Annotated in this window: 13 protein-coding genes; 7 read left to right on the forward strand and 6 right to left on the reverse strand. The window is 61.3% G+C overall.

Annotated elements, in window-relative coordinates:
- Positions 1 to 304: 304 nt before the first annotated feature.
- On the forward strand, positions 305 to 1480 hold the full coding sequence (locus tag MRY75_RS02760; RefSeq protein WP_292305619.1) for an exo-alpha-sialidase: 1176 nt from the start codon (positions 305 to 307) through the stop codon (positions 1478 to 1480).
- Positions 1481 to 1492: 12 nt separating this feature from the next.
- Positions 1493 to 2617 carry an iron-containing alcohol dehydrogenase gene (locus tag MRY75_RS02765; RefSeq protein WP_292305620.1) on the forward strand — a complete coding sequence of 375 codons (1125 nt, stop codon included), beginning with the start codon at positions 1493 to 1495 and terminating at the stop codon, positions 2615 to 2617.
- A 31-nt stretch (positions 2618 to 2648) separates the two neighbouring features.
- Here the strand turns inward: MRY75_RS02765 and MRY75_RS02770 are convergent, their stop codons facing one another.
- Both MRY75_RS02770 and MRY75_RS02775 read right to left on the reverse strand, forming a co-directional pair.
- Positions 2649 to 3386 carry a FadR/GntR family transcriptional regulator gene (locus MRY75_RS02770; RefSeq protein ID WP_292305621.1) on the reverse strand — a complete coding sequence of 246 codons (738 nt, stop codon included), beginning with the start codon at positions 3384 to 3386 and terminating at the stop codon, positions 2649 to 2651.
- A gap of 11 nt (positions 3387 to 3397) precedes the next feature.
- A complete protein-coding gene (locus MRY75_RS02775) occupies positions 3398 to 4435 on the reverse strand; it encodes a four-carbon acid sugar kinase family protein (RefSeq protein ID WP_292305622.1) in 1038 nt (345 codons plus the stop codon).
- Positions 4436 to 4598: 163 nt separating this feature from the next.
- Between MRY75_RS02775 and pdxA the strand changes: the two genes are divergently transcribed.
- Positions 4599 to 5573: a 4-hydroxythreonine-4-phosphate dehydrogenase PdxA gene (pdxA, locus tag MRY75_RS02780; protein ID WP_292305623.1), complete on the forward strand. Its 975-nt coding sequence runs from the start codon at positions 4599 to 4601 to the stop codon at positions 5571 to 5573.
- Between the two features lie 4 nt (positions 5574 to 5577).
- A complete protein-coding gene (locus tag MRY75_RS02785; RefSeq protein WP_292305624.1) occupies positions 5578 to 6462 on the forward strand; it encodes a dihydrodipicolinate synthase family protein in 885 nt (294 codons plus the stop codon).
- 83 nt (positions 6463 to 6545) lie between these two features.
- Here MRY75_RS02785 and MRY75_RS02790 read toward each other — a convergent pair whose 3' ends face one another.
- The 4 genes from MRY75_RS02790 to MRY75_RS02805 form a co-directional block, all read right to left on the reverse strand.
- Positions 6546 to 8483, reverse strand: a complete 1938-nt coding sequence (locus MRY75_RS02790; protein ID WP_292305625.1) for a TRAP transporter fused permease subunit — start codon at positions 8481 to 8483, stop codon at positions 6546 to 6548.
- Positions 8480 to 9463 (reverse strand): TAXI family TRAP transporter solute-binding subunit, encoded by a 984-nt coding sequence (locus MRY75_RS02795; RefSeq protein WP_292305626.1) that lies wholly within the window; start codon positions 9461 to 9463, stop codon positions 8480 to 8482. Before MRY75_RS02795 ends, MRY75_RS02790 begins: the two co-directional genes overlap by 4 nt.
- Before the next feature lie 40 nt (positions 9464 to 9503).
- Complete coding sequence (locus MRY75_RS02800) at positions 9504 to 10982, reverse strand: aldehyde dehydrogenase family protein (protein ID WP_292305627.1); 1479 nt, start codon at positions 10980 to 10982, stop codon at positions 9504 to 9506.
- A 107-nt stretch (positions 10983 to 11089) separates the two neighbouring features.
- Positions 11090 to 12373, reverse strand: a complete 1284-nt coding sequence (locus MRY75_RS02805) for a Rieske 2Fe-2S domain-containing protein (RefSeq protein ID WP_292305628.1) — start codon at positions 12371 to 12373, stop codon at positions 11090 to 11092.
- A gap of 111 nt (positions 12374 to 12484) precedes the next feature.
- On the opposite strand from MRY75_RS02805, the gene MRY75_RS02810 reads away from it, so the two are divergent.
- Genes MRY75_RS02810 through MRY75_RS02820 form a run of 3 tightly spaced genes read left to right on the forward strand, consistent with a single transcriptional unit; the run spans position 12485 to position 15591 of the window.
- The gene (locus MRY75_RS02810) at positions 12485 to 13429 is read left to right on the forward strand and encodes a PDR/VanB family oxidoreductase (RefSeq protein ID WP_292305629.1); all 945 of its coding nucleotides are present in this window, start codon (positions 12485 to 12487) and stop codon (positions 13427 to 13429) included.
- Positions 13416 to 14582 carry a Gfo/Idh/MocA family oxidoreductase gene (locus MRY75_RS02815; RefSeq protein WP_292305630.1) on the forward strand — a complete coding sequence of 389 codons (1167 nt, stop codon included), beginning with the start codon at positions 13416 to 13418 and terminating at the stop codon, positions 14580 to 14582. The genes MRY75_RS02810 and MRY75_RS02815 overlap by 14 nt, the downstream gene beginning before the upstream one ends.
- Positions 14583 to 14601: 19 nt before the next feature.
- A complete protein-coding gene (locus MRY75_RS02820) occupies positions 14602 to 15591 on the forward strand; it encodes an ABC transporter substrate-binding protein (RefSeq protein ID WP_292305631.1) in 990 nt (329 codons plus the stop codon).
- Positions 15592 to 15596 lie beyond the last annotated feature (5 nt).

The following is a 15596-nucleotide window of genomic DNA, read 5'->3' on the forward strand; positions in this document are numbered from 1 at the left end:
ACCTTGCCTCGATAGCAACCGGAACAGCGCAGGGCCCTGACCGGCCACGAGCGCCGTTGCCGCACAAGATCGACGAGCATAACGCCCCCGACGACAGCAGCGCCATATTGGTAAACTTGAAAATATGTGTCAACTGGAACTTCTTGTTTTGATATTTATCATGTAATTACAATAATTTGATGACATTTTTTCTTGTCATTGCACCGACAATTCCCCGACCTAACCCCGATCAACAAACAAACTTGACAACTTGTAAGCTATCAATCACGGTCCAACGCCATGACGAAACCGGGAGGAACCGCGGATGACGCCGGATGAGATTGCCGCTGGCATGGATGGCACGCTCGCACCACGCGATGACGGGCATTGGGCGATTCTGCCGGCCGAAACAATCCAGAACCATGCCGCATTCCTGTCCCGCCTGCCCGACGGCGCACTGGTCTGCGCGTGGTTCGGCGGGACGCTTGAAGGCAAATCCGACATCTCGATTTACGCAACGGTTCTCGACGAAGGTGCTGACCGCTGGGGGCCGGTCTCGCGCCTGACCGCCGATCCGAACCGGTCAGAGCAGAATCCGGTGCTCTTTTCCGCACCAGACGGCACGGTCTGGCTGTTCAACACGGCGCAGCCAGCTGGCAACCAGGACGAAGCACGCGTCTACATGCGCAAGATCACGCGGGACGGGGCGGCTTTGGTCGCAGGTGAGGGCCGCGATACCGGGCTGCCCAATGGCACGTTCATCCGCGCGCGCCCGTTCCTGCGCGACGATGGCGCATGGGTGCTGCCACTGTTCCGCTGCAACCCGCGGGACGGCATTCGCTGGACTGGTGCGTTCGACACGGCGGCCATCGCGGTCAGCACGGATGGCGGCCAAAGCTGGGCCGTCACGGATGTCCCGCAATCCCCTGGCTGCGTGCACATGACTCCGGTCACCACCCAGGATGGCATGGCAGCATTTTACCGACGCCGACAATCGGATCACGTGCACCGTTCGGAAAGCCATGATGGCGGTCGCACCTGGAGCGCGCCCGTCCCCACGGATGTGCCAAACAACAACAGCTCCATCGGGGTCGCGGCATTGACCGCATCGGTGCTTGGCATGGTCTGCAATCCGACCTCGGCGGCAACCTCCACATCGCGGCGCGCGTCGCTTTATGACGAGCTTGAGGAACAGGATGATCGCCCCGAGGCGGAAGATGGCTGCACGCCCATCTGGGGCGTCGAAAGGGCACCGTTGTCGCTGTGTCTATCCACCGATGGCGGCAAGACTTTCCCTGTCCGCTATGTCGTCGAAACCAGCCCCGGCACATGCCTGTCCAACAACTCGATTGATGGCAAGAACAAGGAATTGTCTTACCCGGTTCTGCTGCCTCGCGCCGATGGAGGTCTTGATATCGCCTATACCCTTTACCGTCGGGCTATCCGGCATGTGCGCCTCAATGCCGAGACCGTTGCCCGGCTTGTCGCGCAAATCACCTGAAAGGAACGCCGCATGTCCACCATGGATCGCCTCATCACAATCCATCAACCGAAGCGGCTGGAAATCGGTGTCGGCGCCGCAGCGCGCGTGGGCGATCTCGCTGTCGGTGCGACACGCCCGGTGGTGATCGCGTCCGGCCCCACGCGTCAATATGTTGACCGGCTGGGACTCTCGGGCGACGTGCTTGTGATCGACGATGTCCCGCCCGAACCGGACATCCCCGCGTTTGAGGCCGTTCTCGAGGCGACACGCGCCCACGAGCCCGATCTTGTCGTCGGGCTTGGCGGCGGATCGGTTCTGGATATCGCCAAGCTTGTCGCGGCGCTGTGGAACGCAGATCAAGCGCTGCGCGATGTTGCCGGACCGAACAAGGTTTCGGGTCGCACAACGCGGCTGTTCCAGGTCGCGACAACCGCCGGGACAGGGTCCGAAGCCGGAATTCGCGCGCTTGTGACGGACCCTGACACAAAATCCAAGGTGGCCGTCGAAAGCCCGCACCTCATCGCGGATCTCGCAGTGCTGGATCCCGAGCTGACCTATTCCGTTCCACCTGCGGTCACCGCCGCCACGGGCGTTGATGCGATGGCGCATTGCGTCGAAGCCTTTACCAATATCAAGGCGCATGACCTGATCGACGGCTATGCGCGTATGGGTTTTTCACTGGTGGGCAAGTACCTCAGGCGCGCAGTGGAGGATGGCACCGATAGCGAGGCCCGTGCGGGTATGATGCTCGCATCCTACTACGGCGGCATATGCCTTGGGCCGGTCAACACGGCTGCGGGACATGCACTTGCCTATCCGCTTGGCACCCGCCTGTCGCTGCCGCACGGTCTGGCGAATGCGATCATCTTCCCGCATGTACTGGCCTATAACCTGCCGGTGGCGCCTGAAAAGACCGCCGAGGTGGCTGATGCCCTTGGCCTCAAGAACGCGGGCAGCCAGGATGCGCTCAAGGCGGCAGCGTTCGAGTTCTGCCGTAGTCTGGGAATCGAGATGAAACTGAAGGCACATGGCGCGGACGTGGACGCGCTTGCCGGTTGGGCCGACGAGGCCCACGCAATCCGGAGACTGATGGACAACAATCCGCGCGACCTGGCGGTGTCCGACGTTCTGGCAATCTACCAGGATGCGTACTGAGCTGATTGACTGAGACCGCGTCCGAGGCCACTCAGGCCTCGGGCATCGACAGGTCGAGCATCCCTGCCCCGAAGAGGCGCTCTCGCGAGTGGACAATATGGACGCGCATCGCATTGCGCGCGCGCTCCGAGTCCCCCTCGACAATGGAATTGTAGATCTCGCGATGTTCTTCGAGCACGCGCTCCAGCGCGGTGGCTCCGTCGGACATCAGCGCATCGCCGTGCATCTTCATCCCGACATAGATATGCGCCCGCAGCGCCTTGAGTGTTTCGGCGTAGTATTGATTGTTCGACGCCCGGGCGATGGCAAGGTGGAACGCGAAATCCGCATCCTCCCGGTGCAGCCGCGACCCAGTCGCGTCAGACAGCAGGTCCAATGCCTGGGACATCTCGTCAAGAATGTCCTGATTGCGCCGCTGACAGGCGAGCCCGGCCCCGTCGACCTCGACTGTCAGGCGGAATTCGTAACAGCGCTGAATATCCGCAATGGTCTCGACCGGGGTATAGCCCAGCGCCGTCTCGCGGGACATTCGGACAAAATTGCCAGCACCCTGACGGGACACGATCAACCCGTCCTCGCGCAGTTGCTCAAGCGCGGCGCGCAGCACCGGACGGGACACACCGAACTGAACCGACAGATCCTTTTCAGCCGGGAGCTTTTCGTTTGCCCCGTAATGCCCCCGCGTGATGCGGCTTTTGAGGGATTGATAGATTTTCTCGGACAATGGAGGGCGGCCGTTCCGCACGGGTTCTTGCGCCTGTTGTGTCATGTTCGCCTCTTTCACACCCTGCCCCCCGTCTCTTTGACGATATCCGCCAATAGGTCTGCCGCACCGAAACCGCCGGACTTTGTCACAATCTGTATCTGCCCCCATCCAAGGTCCGCCTCGCAGACCGGCAGTCCGGGCCGAAGTTCCGCCTTCACTCGTAAACTGTTGAGCCCGAACTGGTCCAGACAAGCCTGCGCCGTTTCCCCTCCGCAGATCAGAAGCGCGGCAGGCTGGCAACGTCTGGCCAACTTTGCCGCGCCTTCCGCAAAACGCTCTGCCACGATCGGCCCGGACAAGTTGGCGCCTCCGTCGGTCAGGTCCAGTAAGGTTGTGGCACTCTGTGGTGTGGTGTCCGGCACCATGCCATCCGGCGCAGATACGATGGCACTGATATCCTTAAGTGCTTCAACCTGGGCAAGTGTCACCGGGTCGCGCGAGCCGTTGAGGATCAGGATCGGTTCCTTCAGGCTGGCGGAGGCCGGGGCAGCAACACCGAGCGACCGGGCGAGCGCAAAAGACAGCCCACGCGCACCGATCCACAAGGTGTCTGACACGGAACCCACACAAAGCGCATCGAGGTCTTCGTCCGAATGGACATCAGGGACTTCGACAGGATGATCGAAGCACGCAGCAACGGGGATCGGGGTGGCGACACCGGAACCGGACAGGGCACCCCTTTCAACCCTGCGCCCCATGCCGGGAATGGCGGGGCACGCAAGGCTCCGGGACCGCCCTGCCCATTCTGCCAAAGCGGCTGTTTCGATCCCGACATTGCCTTTCAGGCGTGAATCCACCTTCTTGAACACCAAAGAGATGTGGGCAGGGTCGAGGTGCGCCAGGGCCGCTGCGATACGTTCCGCCGCCCGTTCAGGTGCGATTTCGCGGCTGGATGTATTGACGGACAGCACATCGGGCCGCTGATCCAGCGCCACAGGGATCGCGTCGGCGCTGCGCGCGACGAGCACGGTCACGTCTGGATCGGCAAACCCGACCGCAGAGTCGAGCGCACCCGTCAGATCATCGGCAAGAATCAACGACGTGATTGGCATGTTTACCTATTTTTGCAAGTTTCACCCAAACCATACCGAGAATTGCCGGAATAAGATAGAAATTTTGAAACTTTTAATGCCTTTACATGATCCGTTTCGCTGGTTGATGTTTTTTTACCTATAGGTTAAGTGCTCAAAGAGTTGTTAATTCGGGAGCCGAGCCATGAACGCGCCAATTGTCATCACCATGGGTGATCCATCCGGCGTCGGGGCCGAAGTGACGGTCAAGGCTCTGGCCAGCTGCGACGCCGCCTTGCGGGCTCAGACCGTTGTCATCGGCGACCGCGATACCCTGCAACGTGCGATAACGCAGTCGAACGTGAGCCTCCCCCTGCTGGAACCCAAGGACGAGGGCGATGGAATCCGCGTCGATCATGTTGCGGTTGATGGCTTGCCGGGAAAATTTGGCGTTCTCTCTCCGGCCTGCGGCGAAGCGTCATTTCGTTATATCGAACGCGCGGTGCAGAAGACGATGGCGGGTGAGGCGGCCTGCATTGTCACCGCACCGATCAATAAAGAGGCGCTTAACGCAGCCGGGCATCATTACGACGGGCATACCGGCATGCTGGCTCATTTGACGGGGTCCAGATCGTCCTGGATGTTGCTGGCCTCCGAACGGCTGAACGTCGTGCATGTGTCGACCCATGTTTCGCTCAAGGACGCGATTGGCCGCGCCACGACGGAACGGGTCCTTGAAACCATCCGCACCGGTCACCGGCACCTGATCCGCATGGGTCTTGAGTCCCCGCGCATCGCTGTGGCCGGCATCAATCCGCATTGCGGCGAAAACGGATTGTTCGGCACGGAAGACGATGACCACATCGCGCCCGCGGTCGCAAAAGCGAAAGCGGAAGGCGTCAATGTTGTCGGGCCCATTTCGGCTGACACCGTATACCACCGGGCCTACCAGGGAGCCTTTGATCTGGTCATTGCGCAGTACCACGATCAGGGACATATCCCGATCAAGCTTGTGGCTTTTGACACCGCAGTAAACGTGTCGCTGGGCCTTCCCATCGACCGCTGTTCGGTTGATCACGGCACTGCCTTTGACATTGCTGGCACCGGCAAGGCCAACCACGAGAACATGATCTGCGCCCTTGACTACGGGGCAAAGCTGGCTGCGGCCAAGAGAGGATGATCGAATGACCCGGACCGCAGAAGCCTTTGTCGCGCTTGTGACCTGCTTCAACGAAGATGAGACGATCAACTACACCGCCACCCGTGCACAGGTGCGCCGCCAGATCGACGCTGGCAACCAGATCATGTGCGCCGGGACAAATGGCGATTTCTCGGCCCTGACCTTTGACGAGAAGGTGCGGTTGTGCGGTGAAGTGGTGGACGAGGTCGGCGGAGCCGCCAAGGTCATCGTCAACGCCGGCATGCCCGCCACCTACGAAACCCGGCTACTGGCACGGGAATTCGACAGGATCGGCGTGGACGGGATTGCGGTCATCACCCCATTCTTCATCGACTGCACGCAGGAAGGGCTGATTCGCCACTTCACCTCGGTGGCCGATGCCGTGGAAACACCGATCTACCTGTACGACATTCCCGCGCGCACGCAGAACCATATCGAACCGGACACGGCGTGCAGACTTGCGCAGCATGGCAATATCGCAGGCATCAAGGATTCCGGCGGGGCGCAGGATACGCTCGAGGCCTATATGGCTGTGGGGCAAGAGGTTGATGGGTTCGACGTGTATTCCGGACCGGACCACCTTGTGCATTGGGCCCTGACCCATGGTGCGCGCGGGTGCATCTCTGGCCTGGGCAATGTGCTGCCTGACGTCCTGGCACGGATCATCCGCTGTGTGAATGCCGGGGACGAGGCCGGCGCCGCCGATGCGCAGGCGACCTACACGAATTTCCGCACCGATCTCTACAAGCTCGGCTACCCGCCAGCTCTGGTCAAACGGGCGCTGTTCCTCCGCGATGCGTCCGTCGGCTTGTCACGCCAGCCCGCTTTGCTGCCGGACCCCGAACAGGACAAGGCGATTGAGGCAATCCTGTCGAAATACGGCGTCTGACACTCAGGCCGTGTTGAGTCACATCTCACAGATAATGTCTGGCCTGCAATAAGCTGCAGGCCAGTTCCGATGTCGTCCCAAGGTCACTCGGCAGGGTTCTTCCCGTCTTCAATCGATCCAGACGCGATCACGTTCTCTGGCGCGCGGGTCAGAAGGACATACGACAATACTGCCGTGCCAAGAATGCCCAGCGTGGCCACCAGCAGATTTGGTGCAACCGAGGCGGCTGCGCCAGCCAGCAGCACCGCCCGCAATGGCCAGGCAAGTCGCCCGTTCTGCTGCTTGCCCACCCACTCGAACGACAAGGCGATTGCAGTCGCTCCGGCGATGCCGCCCGCGCAGACCATGGCGATCTCGAGCACCGAGCCGCTGCCCAGGATCGCAGGGTTCCACAGGAACACGAAGGGCATCAGGAACCCGACGGCGGCGAGACGTACTGCGTCAAAGGCAATGATGAACGGGTCCTCGTTCGCAATCGCGGCTGCCGCCAATGCCGCCACGGCAATGGGCGGGGTCAGCGCCGAGAGGATTGCGTAATAGAGCAGGAACATGTGGCTCTCGAGAATCGGCAGGCCAACCTTGACCAGCGCAGGCCCGACCAGCACGGCGGCGAGGATATAGGCTGACGGTGTCGGCATCCCCAGCCCAAGGACAATGGTCACAACCGCAGCGAGGATGAGCGTCCAGCCCAGTTCACCGCCAGAGAGCGTGATAATCACATTGGCTGCCTTCATACCAAGACCGGTCATTGACAGGCCGCCGATGACAAGGCCAGCCGCGGCGCAGGCGCCTGCTACCGGCAGGATACGCAGCGTCGTTTCGCCAAGAGCATCGATCAGATTCCAGAGCGTCATGCGGGTCCGTGCCGACAGGGCTGTGCCGATGACAACCCCGAGCGCCCCCGCGCCCGCCGTCATGACCGGAGAATAGCCAACCCAGAGCATTCCGATGATCACGGCTATGGGAATGATGAACGGCCATCCCAAAGCAAACGTGCGGGACAGTCTCGGAATTTCACCGTTGTAGGGGCGCAGGTCGCGTCGCACCGCGCGCAGGTGGACCTGCAGGAACACCCCGACATAATAGAGCATCGCCGGGATCAGCGCGGCATAGACCACGTCACGGTAAGCCGTACCGGTATATTCCGCCAGAATGAACGCGGCAGAGCCCATGATTGGCGGCATCGCGCTGCCTCCGGTCGAGGCGGCAACCTCAACCGCGCCCGAGAAGCGTTTGGAATATCCGAGCCGTTTCATGATCGGGATCGTGATCGACCCGGTCGCCACGACATCGGATGTCGGGCTGCCCGACATGGTGCCATAAAGACCGGACGAGATCACCGCGACCTTCGCCGGGCCACCCCGGCTGTTGCCTGTCGCGGCGGACGCCAGATTGAAGAAGAACTCTCCGCCTCCGGCTTTGGACAGCAGAGTGCCGAACATCACGAACAGGAAGACATAGCTTGCGACCACCTGAATAGGCACGCCGAACACGCCATCAGTGGTGAAGACGAGGATATCAAGCAGATACGAGAAATCGGAGATGCCATGCCCGAAGGGCGGCGGCAGCAGATAACCGAACCAGTTGTAGACGAGGAACAGCACGACAATGCCGGTCAGGCCCGCACCAGTCGTGCGACGCGTCGCTTCGAGCGTCAGCAACAGAATGGCCGTGCCGAAAAAGAACTGCGGACCGGTGAATTCGTCGAGCAGGGTAATGCGGTTCGAAATGGCCTCGGCGTTGAGGAAAAAGAAGATGCCCGAGGCAAGGCTCAAACCACAAAGCAGCCAGTCGATGATTGTAGGATTGGCCGGTGCGTTCTGCGAATGGCCGACGACCGGAAAGAGCAGCGTGAGGATGCCGGACACAAACAGGATGCCCAGCACCAGCGGATCGGAAATGACAAAGACGTTTGCATAGATCACCCAACAGGCAAAGCCAGCCGCCAGGAGCGTCAGAATGCGCGCCGGCGTTCCCTCAAAGGAACGCCGACGACCTGTTGAGACGAGCGCTGCAATCACTCAATCAGCCCCGCTTCGCGATAGACCCTTTCGGCACCCGGATGGAACGGGAGAACCGTCTGGCTGACCATGAGTTCGGGCGTGAGCGCCTTCATCGCATTGTGAACATTGCGGATTTCGTCGATATTCTTGAGGAACCCGCTTGCCAGTTTGGCTGCCATATCGTCCGGCATGGACTCCGTGGCAACGACCATTGCTCCCAATGCCATTGTCTGTACGTCATTCGGTTGCTTGGAATAGCTGCCGCCGGGGATTGTGAAAGCCGCCGTTCCGAACGCCTCATTCGTTGCGTCGATCACGTCTTGCGGAACTGTCAACAGGACCACATCGGTGTTTTCATCAATCGCACGGAACGACGAGTGACGGATGAAGATACCGTTGGTTGCCATATCGATCCGGCCGTCCTGCATCAGATCGCCCTGTTCGTTTGCGCCCGCGCGGACAAAGGAACCGCCATTCGCTTCCAGCGTCGCCTCGTCAAGGCCGGCCTTCTCGAGCATGAACAACGCAACGTCGCTCGTGATGTTGCCCGAGCGGTTGATCCCGATGGTGATCGGCGCGCCGGATGTGGCGATATCATCAAGGCTGTCGATATTGTATTCCTGCGCGATGGACTGGTTCAGGAAAAAGTGCATCGGCGCCCAATTGTACATGTAGCCAATCGCCTGAAGATTGGTGATCGGCGCTTTGAACGGTTCCTGACCGTTCAAGCCAAGCTTGACCTCGGCGTCATGCACAAGCCCCATATCGGTCCGGTTGCTCGCCAGAAGGGCGAGGTTGGCGAAACCACCGCCAGTTGCCTGATAGGTGATCACTGCATCCGGATCGTCAGCTTTGACGGCACGGTCCATGCCTGCCCCTAGCAGCGACCACAGACCACCCGGGTTGCCTCCCGACAGGTTCATGTTGATCGACTGGGCTGATGCCATGCCGGTCGAGACGACCAGCCCCAGCGCCACAGCAAATGATGTGAGTTTCATGTTTTCCTCCCTGTTCGCTCTTTAGGAACGTGTGTTGCGATCACCCGCCTGAAACGACGGTGACCGTTTTGGCCTCGGTGTAGGCGAGCATCTCCTCCAGACACTCTTCCCGTCCGAGACCGGATTGCTTGACACCCCCGAAGGGCGCACCAAGGTAATGGTCGCTGGCATCGTTGACCCAGACATAGCCAGCCTGGATCCGGCGCGTCAGCCGCAGCGCGCGATCCAGATCGCGAGTCCAGACTGACGCGGTCAGTCCAACGTCGAGCCCGTTGACAATGTCGATCATGGCGTCTTCATCGCGCCATTTGAGCACGGTGAGGACAGGGCCAAAGACCTCTTCACGGGCAATCTCGAAGTCCGGATCGACATCGCAGATCAGCGTCGGACGGACGAAGTATCCACGATCCGGGATATCTCCACGCAAACCGCCCGCCGCGATCCGCGCGCCGGCTGCCTCGGCGCGTTGGATGAAACCGCGTGTCTTGTCGTACTGGCCTTGGGTCGAGAGCGCGCCCATCTCTGTGGTCTCAAGCGTAGGATCGCCGAGGAGCACCTTGTCAAAGGCGGTAGCCACCTCTGCCACGACGCGCTCGTAATGCGCCTCGTGCACAAGAAGGCGGCTGGTCGATCCGCAGGACTGACCCGCCGTCCAACCCAGATTCATCCCTTTGACCGCGCCGGCGATGGCACGGTCGAGATCTGCGTCCTCGCAGATGACAAGGGCGTTCTTTCCGCCAAGCTCAAGCTGGGTCCGCTTCAGCGTATCGGCCCCGCCTCTGAGAACCGCACGTCCGGTCTGAACCGACCCGATGAGGCCAACGGCCGCGATGCCGGGATGCGCGCAGATCGCGGCCCCCAGATCGGCTCCGCCGGTCAGGACTGAAAGCAGGCCCTCCGGGAACAAATCGCCGATGAGTTCTGCCATGCGAAGAGCGGCCAACGGCGTTTCTTCAGACGGCTTCAGAATGACAGCATTGCCGGCCGCGAGCGGTGCCGCGATCTTGGCGGCGGCGAACATGACCGGATGGTTGAACGGCACCAGCCGCGCAACGACCCCCAAAGGTTCCCGTGTCACGAAAGTCAGCTTACCGCCGACCTGCGGGATGGTCTCGCCCTTGAGCTCGGTGGTGAGCCCGGCGAAAAACTCCATCAGGGTCGCGCCAAGATTGACGTCGAACCGCATACCCTTGATGGGGTTGCCACAGTCGAGCGCGTCGATCATCGCAAGCTCGTCCTCGTGCGCCCTCAGCCGAGCTGCCGCTTCCTTCAGCGTCTTGCCACGAACGACCGGCCCCAGATCGGCCCAAGTCGTTTGCGCACGCCGCGCCGCCGCCACCGCACCGTCGAGGTCCTCCGAAGACGCATCGCGCAGGGTTGCCAGAACATCACCCGACCCCGGCGAGACCACATCCCGGGGCGCGTCCTGGCCGGTGCGCCAGACGCCGCCGGCATATTGCCCTAGGGGAGCCCAAGCCCCCGGCAAGCCCGTGTCTGCCTTTGCGTGATCGTCTGGCATTTCCCCTCCCCGGTGCCAGGCAGCATCCGTCTTCGCTGCAACTTCTTAGATATCTATTTTAAATGTATGTCTGACCCGACTGCGACATTCTGTCAAGCTTTTCCCGCTTATTCCGCGGCCGAAACCTGGTTGTCTTCCTGCCCGAGCGTGCGCCAATCCACCTCTTTCGGATACACACCCTCTTTGGACGAGATGGTGGCATGAGGCACACGCGGCTCCTCTGTTCCGATGGCCACGCCACCCTCTGCAACGCGCCGCGCGGCGTCGCTCATCAGGCGACGGAATTCCACGATGGCGAGGTCGGACGCCCCCAGAAGATCCGAGGATCGGTCGACGCGCGGTCCCATGGACACCCACATCACGATATCCTGGTTCGGGATACCCAGAACGCCGGTGAAATTCCCCAGCTTCATCATCTGGCGATCCTGCAGGAAATCGTTCTCGAGAGTTCGGCGCGACCGCCATTTGTCGTCAAGGTCAATCCCCGGCACGGCGTGTGCGAACTTGCGCCATTCGATGGTTGACGGGCAGGCAACACCACCCCAAGCAATGAAGTGGAAGTAGGACTCCTCATCGCTGATCGGCACGATCACCGTCGCCACGTTGTAATTGTTGTTCGGCGGGATCAGCGAAGTGAAGGGCGCGATGTATTCGGTGATGCGCAGATAGTTGTGCGTTCCCGCGTTCTTGATCGGCTTGCGGATCGCCGCGTAATGGAAACCGTAAGGCGTGGTCTGGGTTTGCATCCGGGGCGATTTGTCCGTCGACGGACGATACCACGACTTGTCGTCCGCCGACGCGCCCTTCACTCGGGCCGGTTTCATGTCCGACGAATGCAGAGACGACGAATGCGCTGAATCGATCTGGCCTTCGGTGATCTGCGCCCAGTTCGCCGGGATGCGAATCTTGAGGATCGACACCTCGGTGTCTTCCGTTGGCGCGAAAGCGGGAGGTTCGAAGTCCGGCGCATCGCGTTCGGTATCGAGCCATGCCCACACGAATCCGCCCCACTCGCGTGTCGGATAGGACCGATGTTTCACCTTGCCATGAAGCGGTGATTCTTCCGGCTCAGACGACATCGCCACGCAATTGCCGTCCACGTCGAATTTCCACCCGTGATAAAGGCAGCGCAGACCGCATTCCTCGTTGCGGCCATAGACCAGCGACGCCTTGCGGTGCGGGCAAAGTTCGTCCAGCAGGCCAAGCCGTCCATCGGTATCCCGAAAACACACATAGTTCCGGCCAATCGCCTCAACGCGCAGAGGAGTTCCGTCCGGTTCTTCGACTTCCTCGACCAGACAGACAGGCGTCCAGTGCTGGCGCATCAGGACAGCCATCGGCGCGTCATTGTCGATTTTCGTCAGCAGGTCATTTTCTTCGACGGACAACATGTGTCGGTTCCTCCCTGGCGGCTCGGAAGATGCATTGCTCTGGCATCTATTGACGAATAGCTTAGATATCTAATATCAAAACGCAACACCCTTCGACAAGAGGACAGTTTCATGGAGCTTCCCGACGACCGGATGATCCTCACCGTTACGCAGCGGAAAACTCTGACCAAGGATATCGCGGAATTCACGCTCGCCCGGGAAGACGGCGGCTCCCTTCCCCCGTTCGCACCCGGCGCCCATATCACGGTCGAAACGCCCAGCGGCGCGATGCGGCGCTATTCCCTGGTGAACGACGGCGACGCTCCGACGACATACGTGATCGCGGTGAAGAAAGAGCCGGCATCGCGCGGCGGTTCGGCGTCGATGCACGAGAGCGTAACCGAGGGCACGACACTCAACGTCGATGCGCCGGAGAACGAATTCGAACTTGTCGATGCGCCGAAGCACCTGCTGATTGCGGGCGGGATCGGCATCACGCCCATTCTGTCGATGGCGCGAAAACTTGGCGCGGATGGCAAACCGTTCACGCTCATCTACTGCACGCGCAGCGCCGAAGAGACCGCCTATCTTGATGAGGTTGCCGCCCTGCCCGGCTGTACGATTCATCATGACAACGGCGATATCGACGCCTTCTACGATTTCTGGGACCATTTCGAGACACCTGGCAAGGAACACGTCTATTGCTGCGGACCGGCCCCGCTGATGGAAGAAATCAAGGCCCTGTCGGGGCATTGGTCCGAAGGCCGCGTGCACTTCGAGGACTTCGCCGGGGTCGATGCGGTGCGCGCCGACGATATGCCTTTCATGGTCAAGCTTGCCGGCAGCGGACGGCAGATCGAGGTTCCGGCGAACCTGTCTATCCTCGAGGCACTTCGTGCCGCCGGGGAAAAGACGGTCAGTTCCTGCGAAAGCGGAACCTGCGGCACCTGCAAGTGCCGACTGATCGAAGGCGAAGCAGATCACCGCGACCTTGTTCTCATGGACGAGGAGAAAGACGACTACATCATGATCTGCGTCTCGCGCGCCAAGGCAGGGGATCTGGTTGTCGAGCTTTGACCCGATCCGTCTTGGCGTGGCGGGGCTTGGGCGCGGCTTCATGCTGACCTTGCCAAGCATCCGCCATGACCCGCATGTGCGGCTTGTCGCGTGTGCGGCCCCGCGCGAGGAAAGCCGTGCCGCGTTCGAGGCGGAATTTGGCGGGCAGGCCTATCCCGATGTGGACGCGCTTTGCGCCGACCCCGACGTAGAGGCGATCTACATCGCGACCCCCCACCAGATGCACCGGGACCATGCGGTTGCGACGGCGCGGGCTGGGAAACATGTTCTGGTCGATAAGCCGCTCGCCATCACGATGGACGATGCCAACGCCATCGTGGACGCCGCACGGTCAGCGGGCGTGCATCTGATCACCGGCCCAAGCCATAGTTTCGACCAGCCGGTGGACGCCGCGCGCAGGCTGGTTGCTTCCGGCCGCTTCGGCAGGGTCCGCATGATCCACGCGATGAACTACACGGATTTCCTCTATCGTCCCCGGCGCCCCGAGGAACTGGACACCGCGCAGGGCGGCGGCGTGATCTTCAGCCAGGCGATCCATCAGATCGACGTGGTATGCGCGCTGGCCGGAGAAAAACCGACCCGAGTTGTTGCCATGACTGGCAAGTGGGATCCGGACCGCGCCACGGAAGGAGCCTATTCCGCCCTGATCGCCTTCGAAAACGGCACGTTCGCGAACCTCACATATTCGGGCTATGCCCATTACGACAGCGACACGCAGATGGGCGGGATCGGAGAGCTTGGCCATCGCAAGGACCAATCAGCCTACGGCACCTCGCGAAAGGCGCTGGCCGCACTTGTATCTCCTGCGGATGAGCCTGCGCTGAAATCCGGGCGCACTTATGGGGCGATCGAACCACCGCCCCCAGCGCCATATGCCGAGCATTTTGGCCCCGTGGTCGTCAGCTGCGACCGAGCGGACCTGCGCCTCACGCCCGAGGGCGTTGAGATCTGGGGCGACACCGCGAAAGACTTTGTCGCCGCACCGCCCGATCCGGCCCCGCGCAGCCCGGTTCTTCGGGCTCTTCATCGGGCCATCCGGAACGGGGAACCGCCGTTGCAGTCGGGTCCGTGGGGTGCGGCCCGTCTCGAGATCTGTCACGCGATCCTGCGCTCTGCCGAAACCGGCGGGTTCGTGGACCTGAAACACCAATAAGAAGCGAAGGGAGACCGCCTTGACCAACCTCACCCTCTCGATCGCCATGGGCGACTACGACCGGACCCGGCCGATCCATGACGGGCGTGTGCAGATCGACGGCGTGACGCCGGTCACGCAGCTCTTGTCGCCGGAAGAGATGTTTTTCCGCGCTTTCCGGCATGAAGCTTTCGACATCTCGGAACTGTCATTCTCGTCCTATTGCGTGAAACGCGCCCAGGATGCATCGCCCTATGTCGCAATTCCGGTGTTTCTGTCACGCGCATTCCGCCATTCGTCGATCTATATCCGCACCGACAAGGGCATCGACCGCCCAGAAGACCTGAAGGGACGTCGGATCGGAATTGCTGAATGGCAACTCACGGCGAATGTCTGGGCGCGCGGCATCCTTGAGGACTACGGTGTCAAACCGTCAGATATCAAATGGGTCCGCGGCGGCATGCACACGCCGGGACGTCCAGAAAAGATCGCGATCACCCTGCCCGACGACATCGACATGACCGCCGCGCCAGACGGCGCAACCCTCGACCAGATGCTGCGCGATGGCGAGATCGACGGCTTCATCGGGCCCCGCTCTCTCAACTGCTTCGACCAGGGGCATCCTAACGTCGGCCGCCTCTTCGCGAACGGCATCGAGGCCGCGTCCGAGCACTACGCGCGCACGAAAATCTTTCCGATCATGCATGTGCTGGGCATCCGGCAAAGCCTTGCCGACGCGCATCCCTGGCTGCCGGGATCGCTGCTCAAGGCCTTTTCGCAGGCCAAGGCGATGGCACAACTGGCGCTGTCGGACACGTCGGCCACAAAAGTCACCATGCCCTTCGTCGAGGACACGCTGACGACCGCCCGGCGTCTGATCGGGCCGGAAATCTGGACGTACGGCGTGCCGGGGAACGAGCACGTGCTCGACACTTTCCTTGACATGCACCACCGTCAGGGGCTCTCCAAGCGGCGGCTCAAAGTCGACGAGCTGTTTCACCCAGCAACCTATGAAGCCTATTCTCTGTGAGGTTG

The sequence above is a fragment of the Marivita sp. genome (genome assembly GCF_022763305.1).
Lineage (GTDB): Bacteria > Pseudomonadota > Alphaproteobacteria > Rhodobacterales > Rhodobacteraceae > Marivita.

What these genes read in the sequence shown, in the direction of transcription:
- MRY75_RS02760 (WP_292305619.1), top strand. Translation starts at nt 305, where the DNA reads ATGACGCCGGATGAGATTGCCGCTGGCATGGATGGCACGCTCGCACCA.
- MRY75_RS02765 (WP_292305620.1), top strand. Translation starts at nt 1,493, where the DNA reads ATGTCCACCATGGATCGCCTCATCACAATCCATCAACCGAAGCGGCTG.
- MRY75_RS02770 (WP_292305621.1), bottom strand. Translation starts at nt 3,386, where the DNA reads ATGACACAACAGGCGCAAGAACCCGTGCGGAACGGCCGCCCTCCATTG.
- MRY75_RS02775 (WP_292305622.1), bottom strand. Translation starts at nt 4,435, where the DNA reads ATGCCAATCACGTCGTTGATTCTTGCCGATGATCTGACGGGTGCGCTC.
- pdxA (WP_292305623.1), top strand. Translation starts at nt 4,599, where the DNA reads ATGAACGCGCCAATTGTCATCACCATGGGTGATCCATCCGGCGTCGGG.
- MRY75_RS02785 (WP_292305624.1), top strand. Translation starts at nt 5,578, where the DNA reads ATGACCCGGACCGCAGAAGCCTTTGTCGCGCTTGTGACCTGCTTCAAC.
- MRY75_RS02795 (WP_292305626.1), bottom strand. Translation starts at nt 9,463, where the DNA reads ATGAAACTCACATCATTTGCTGTGGCGCTGGGGCTGGTCGTCTCGACC.
- MRY75_RS02800 (WP_292305627.1), bottom strand. Translation starts at nt 10,982, where the DNA reads ATGCCAGACGATCACGCAAAGGCAGACACGGGCTTGCCGGGGGCTTGG.
- MRY75_RS02805 (WP_292305628.1), bottom strand. Translation starts at nt 12,373, where the DNA reads ATGTTGTCCGTCGAAGAAAATGACCTGCTGACGAAAATCGACAATGAC.
- MRY75_RS02810 (WP_292305629.1), top strand. Translation starts at nt 12,485, where the DNA reads ATGGAGCTTCCCGACGACCGGATGATCCTCACCGTTACGCAGCGGAAA.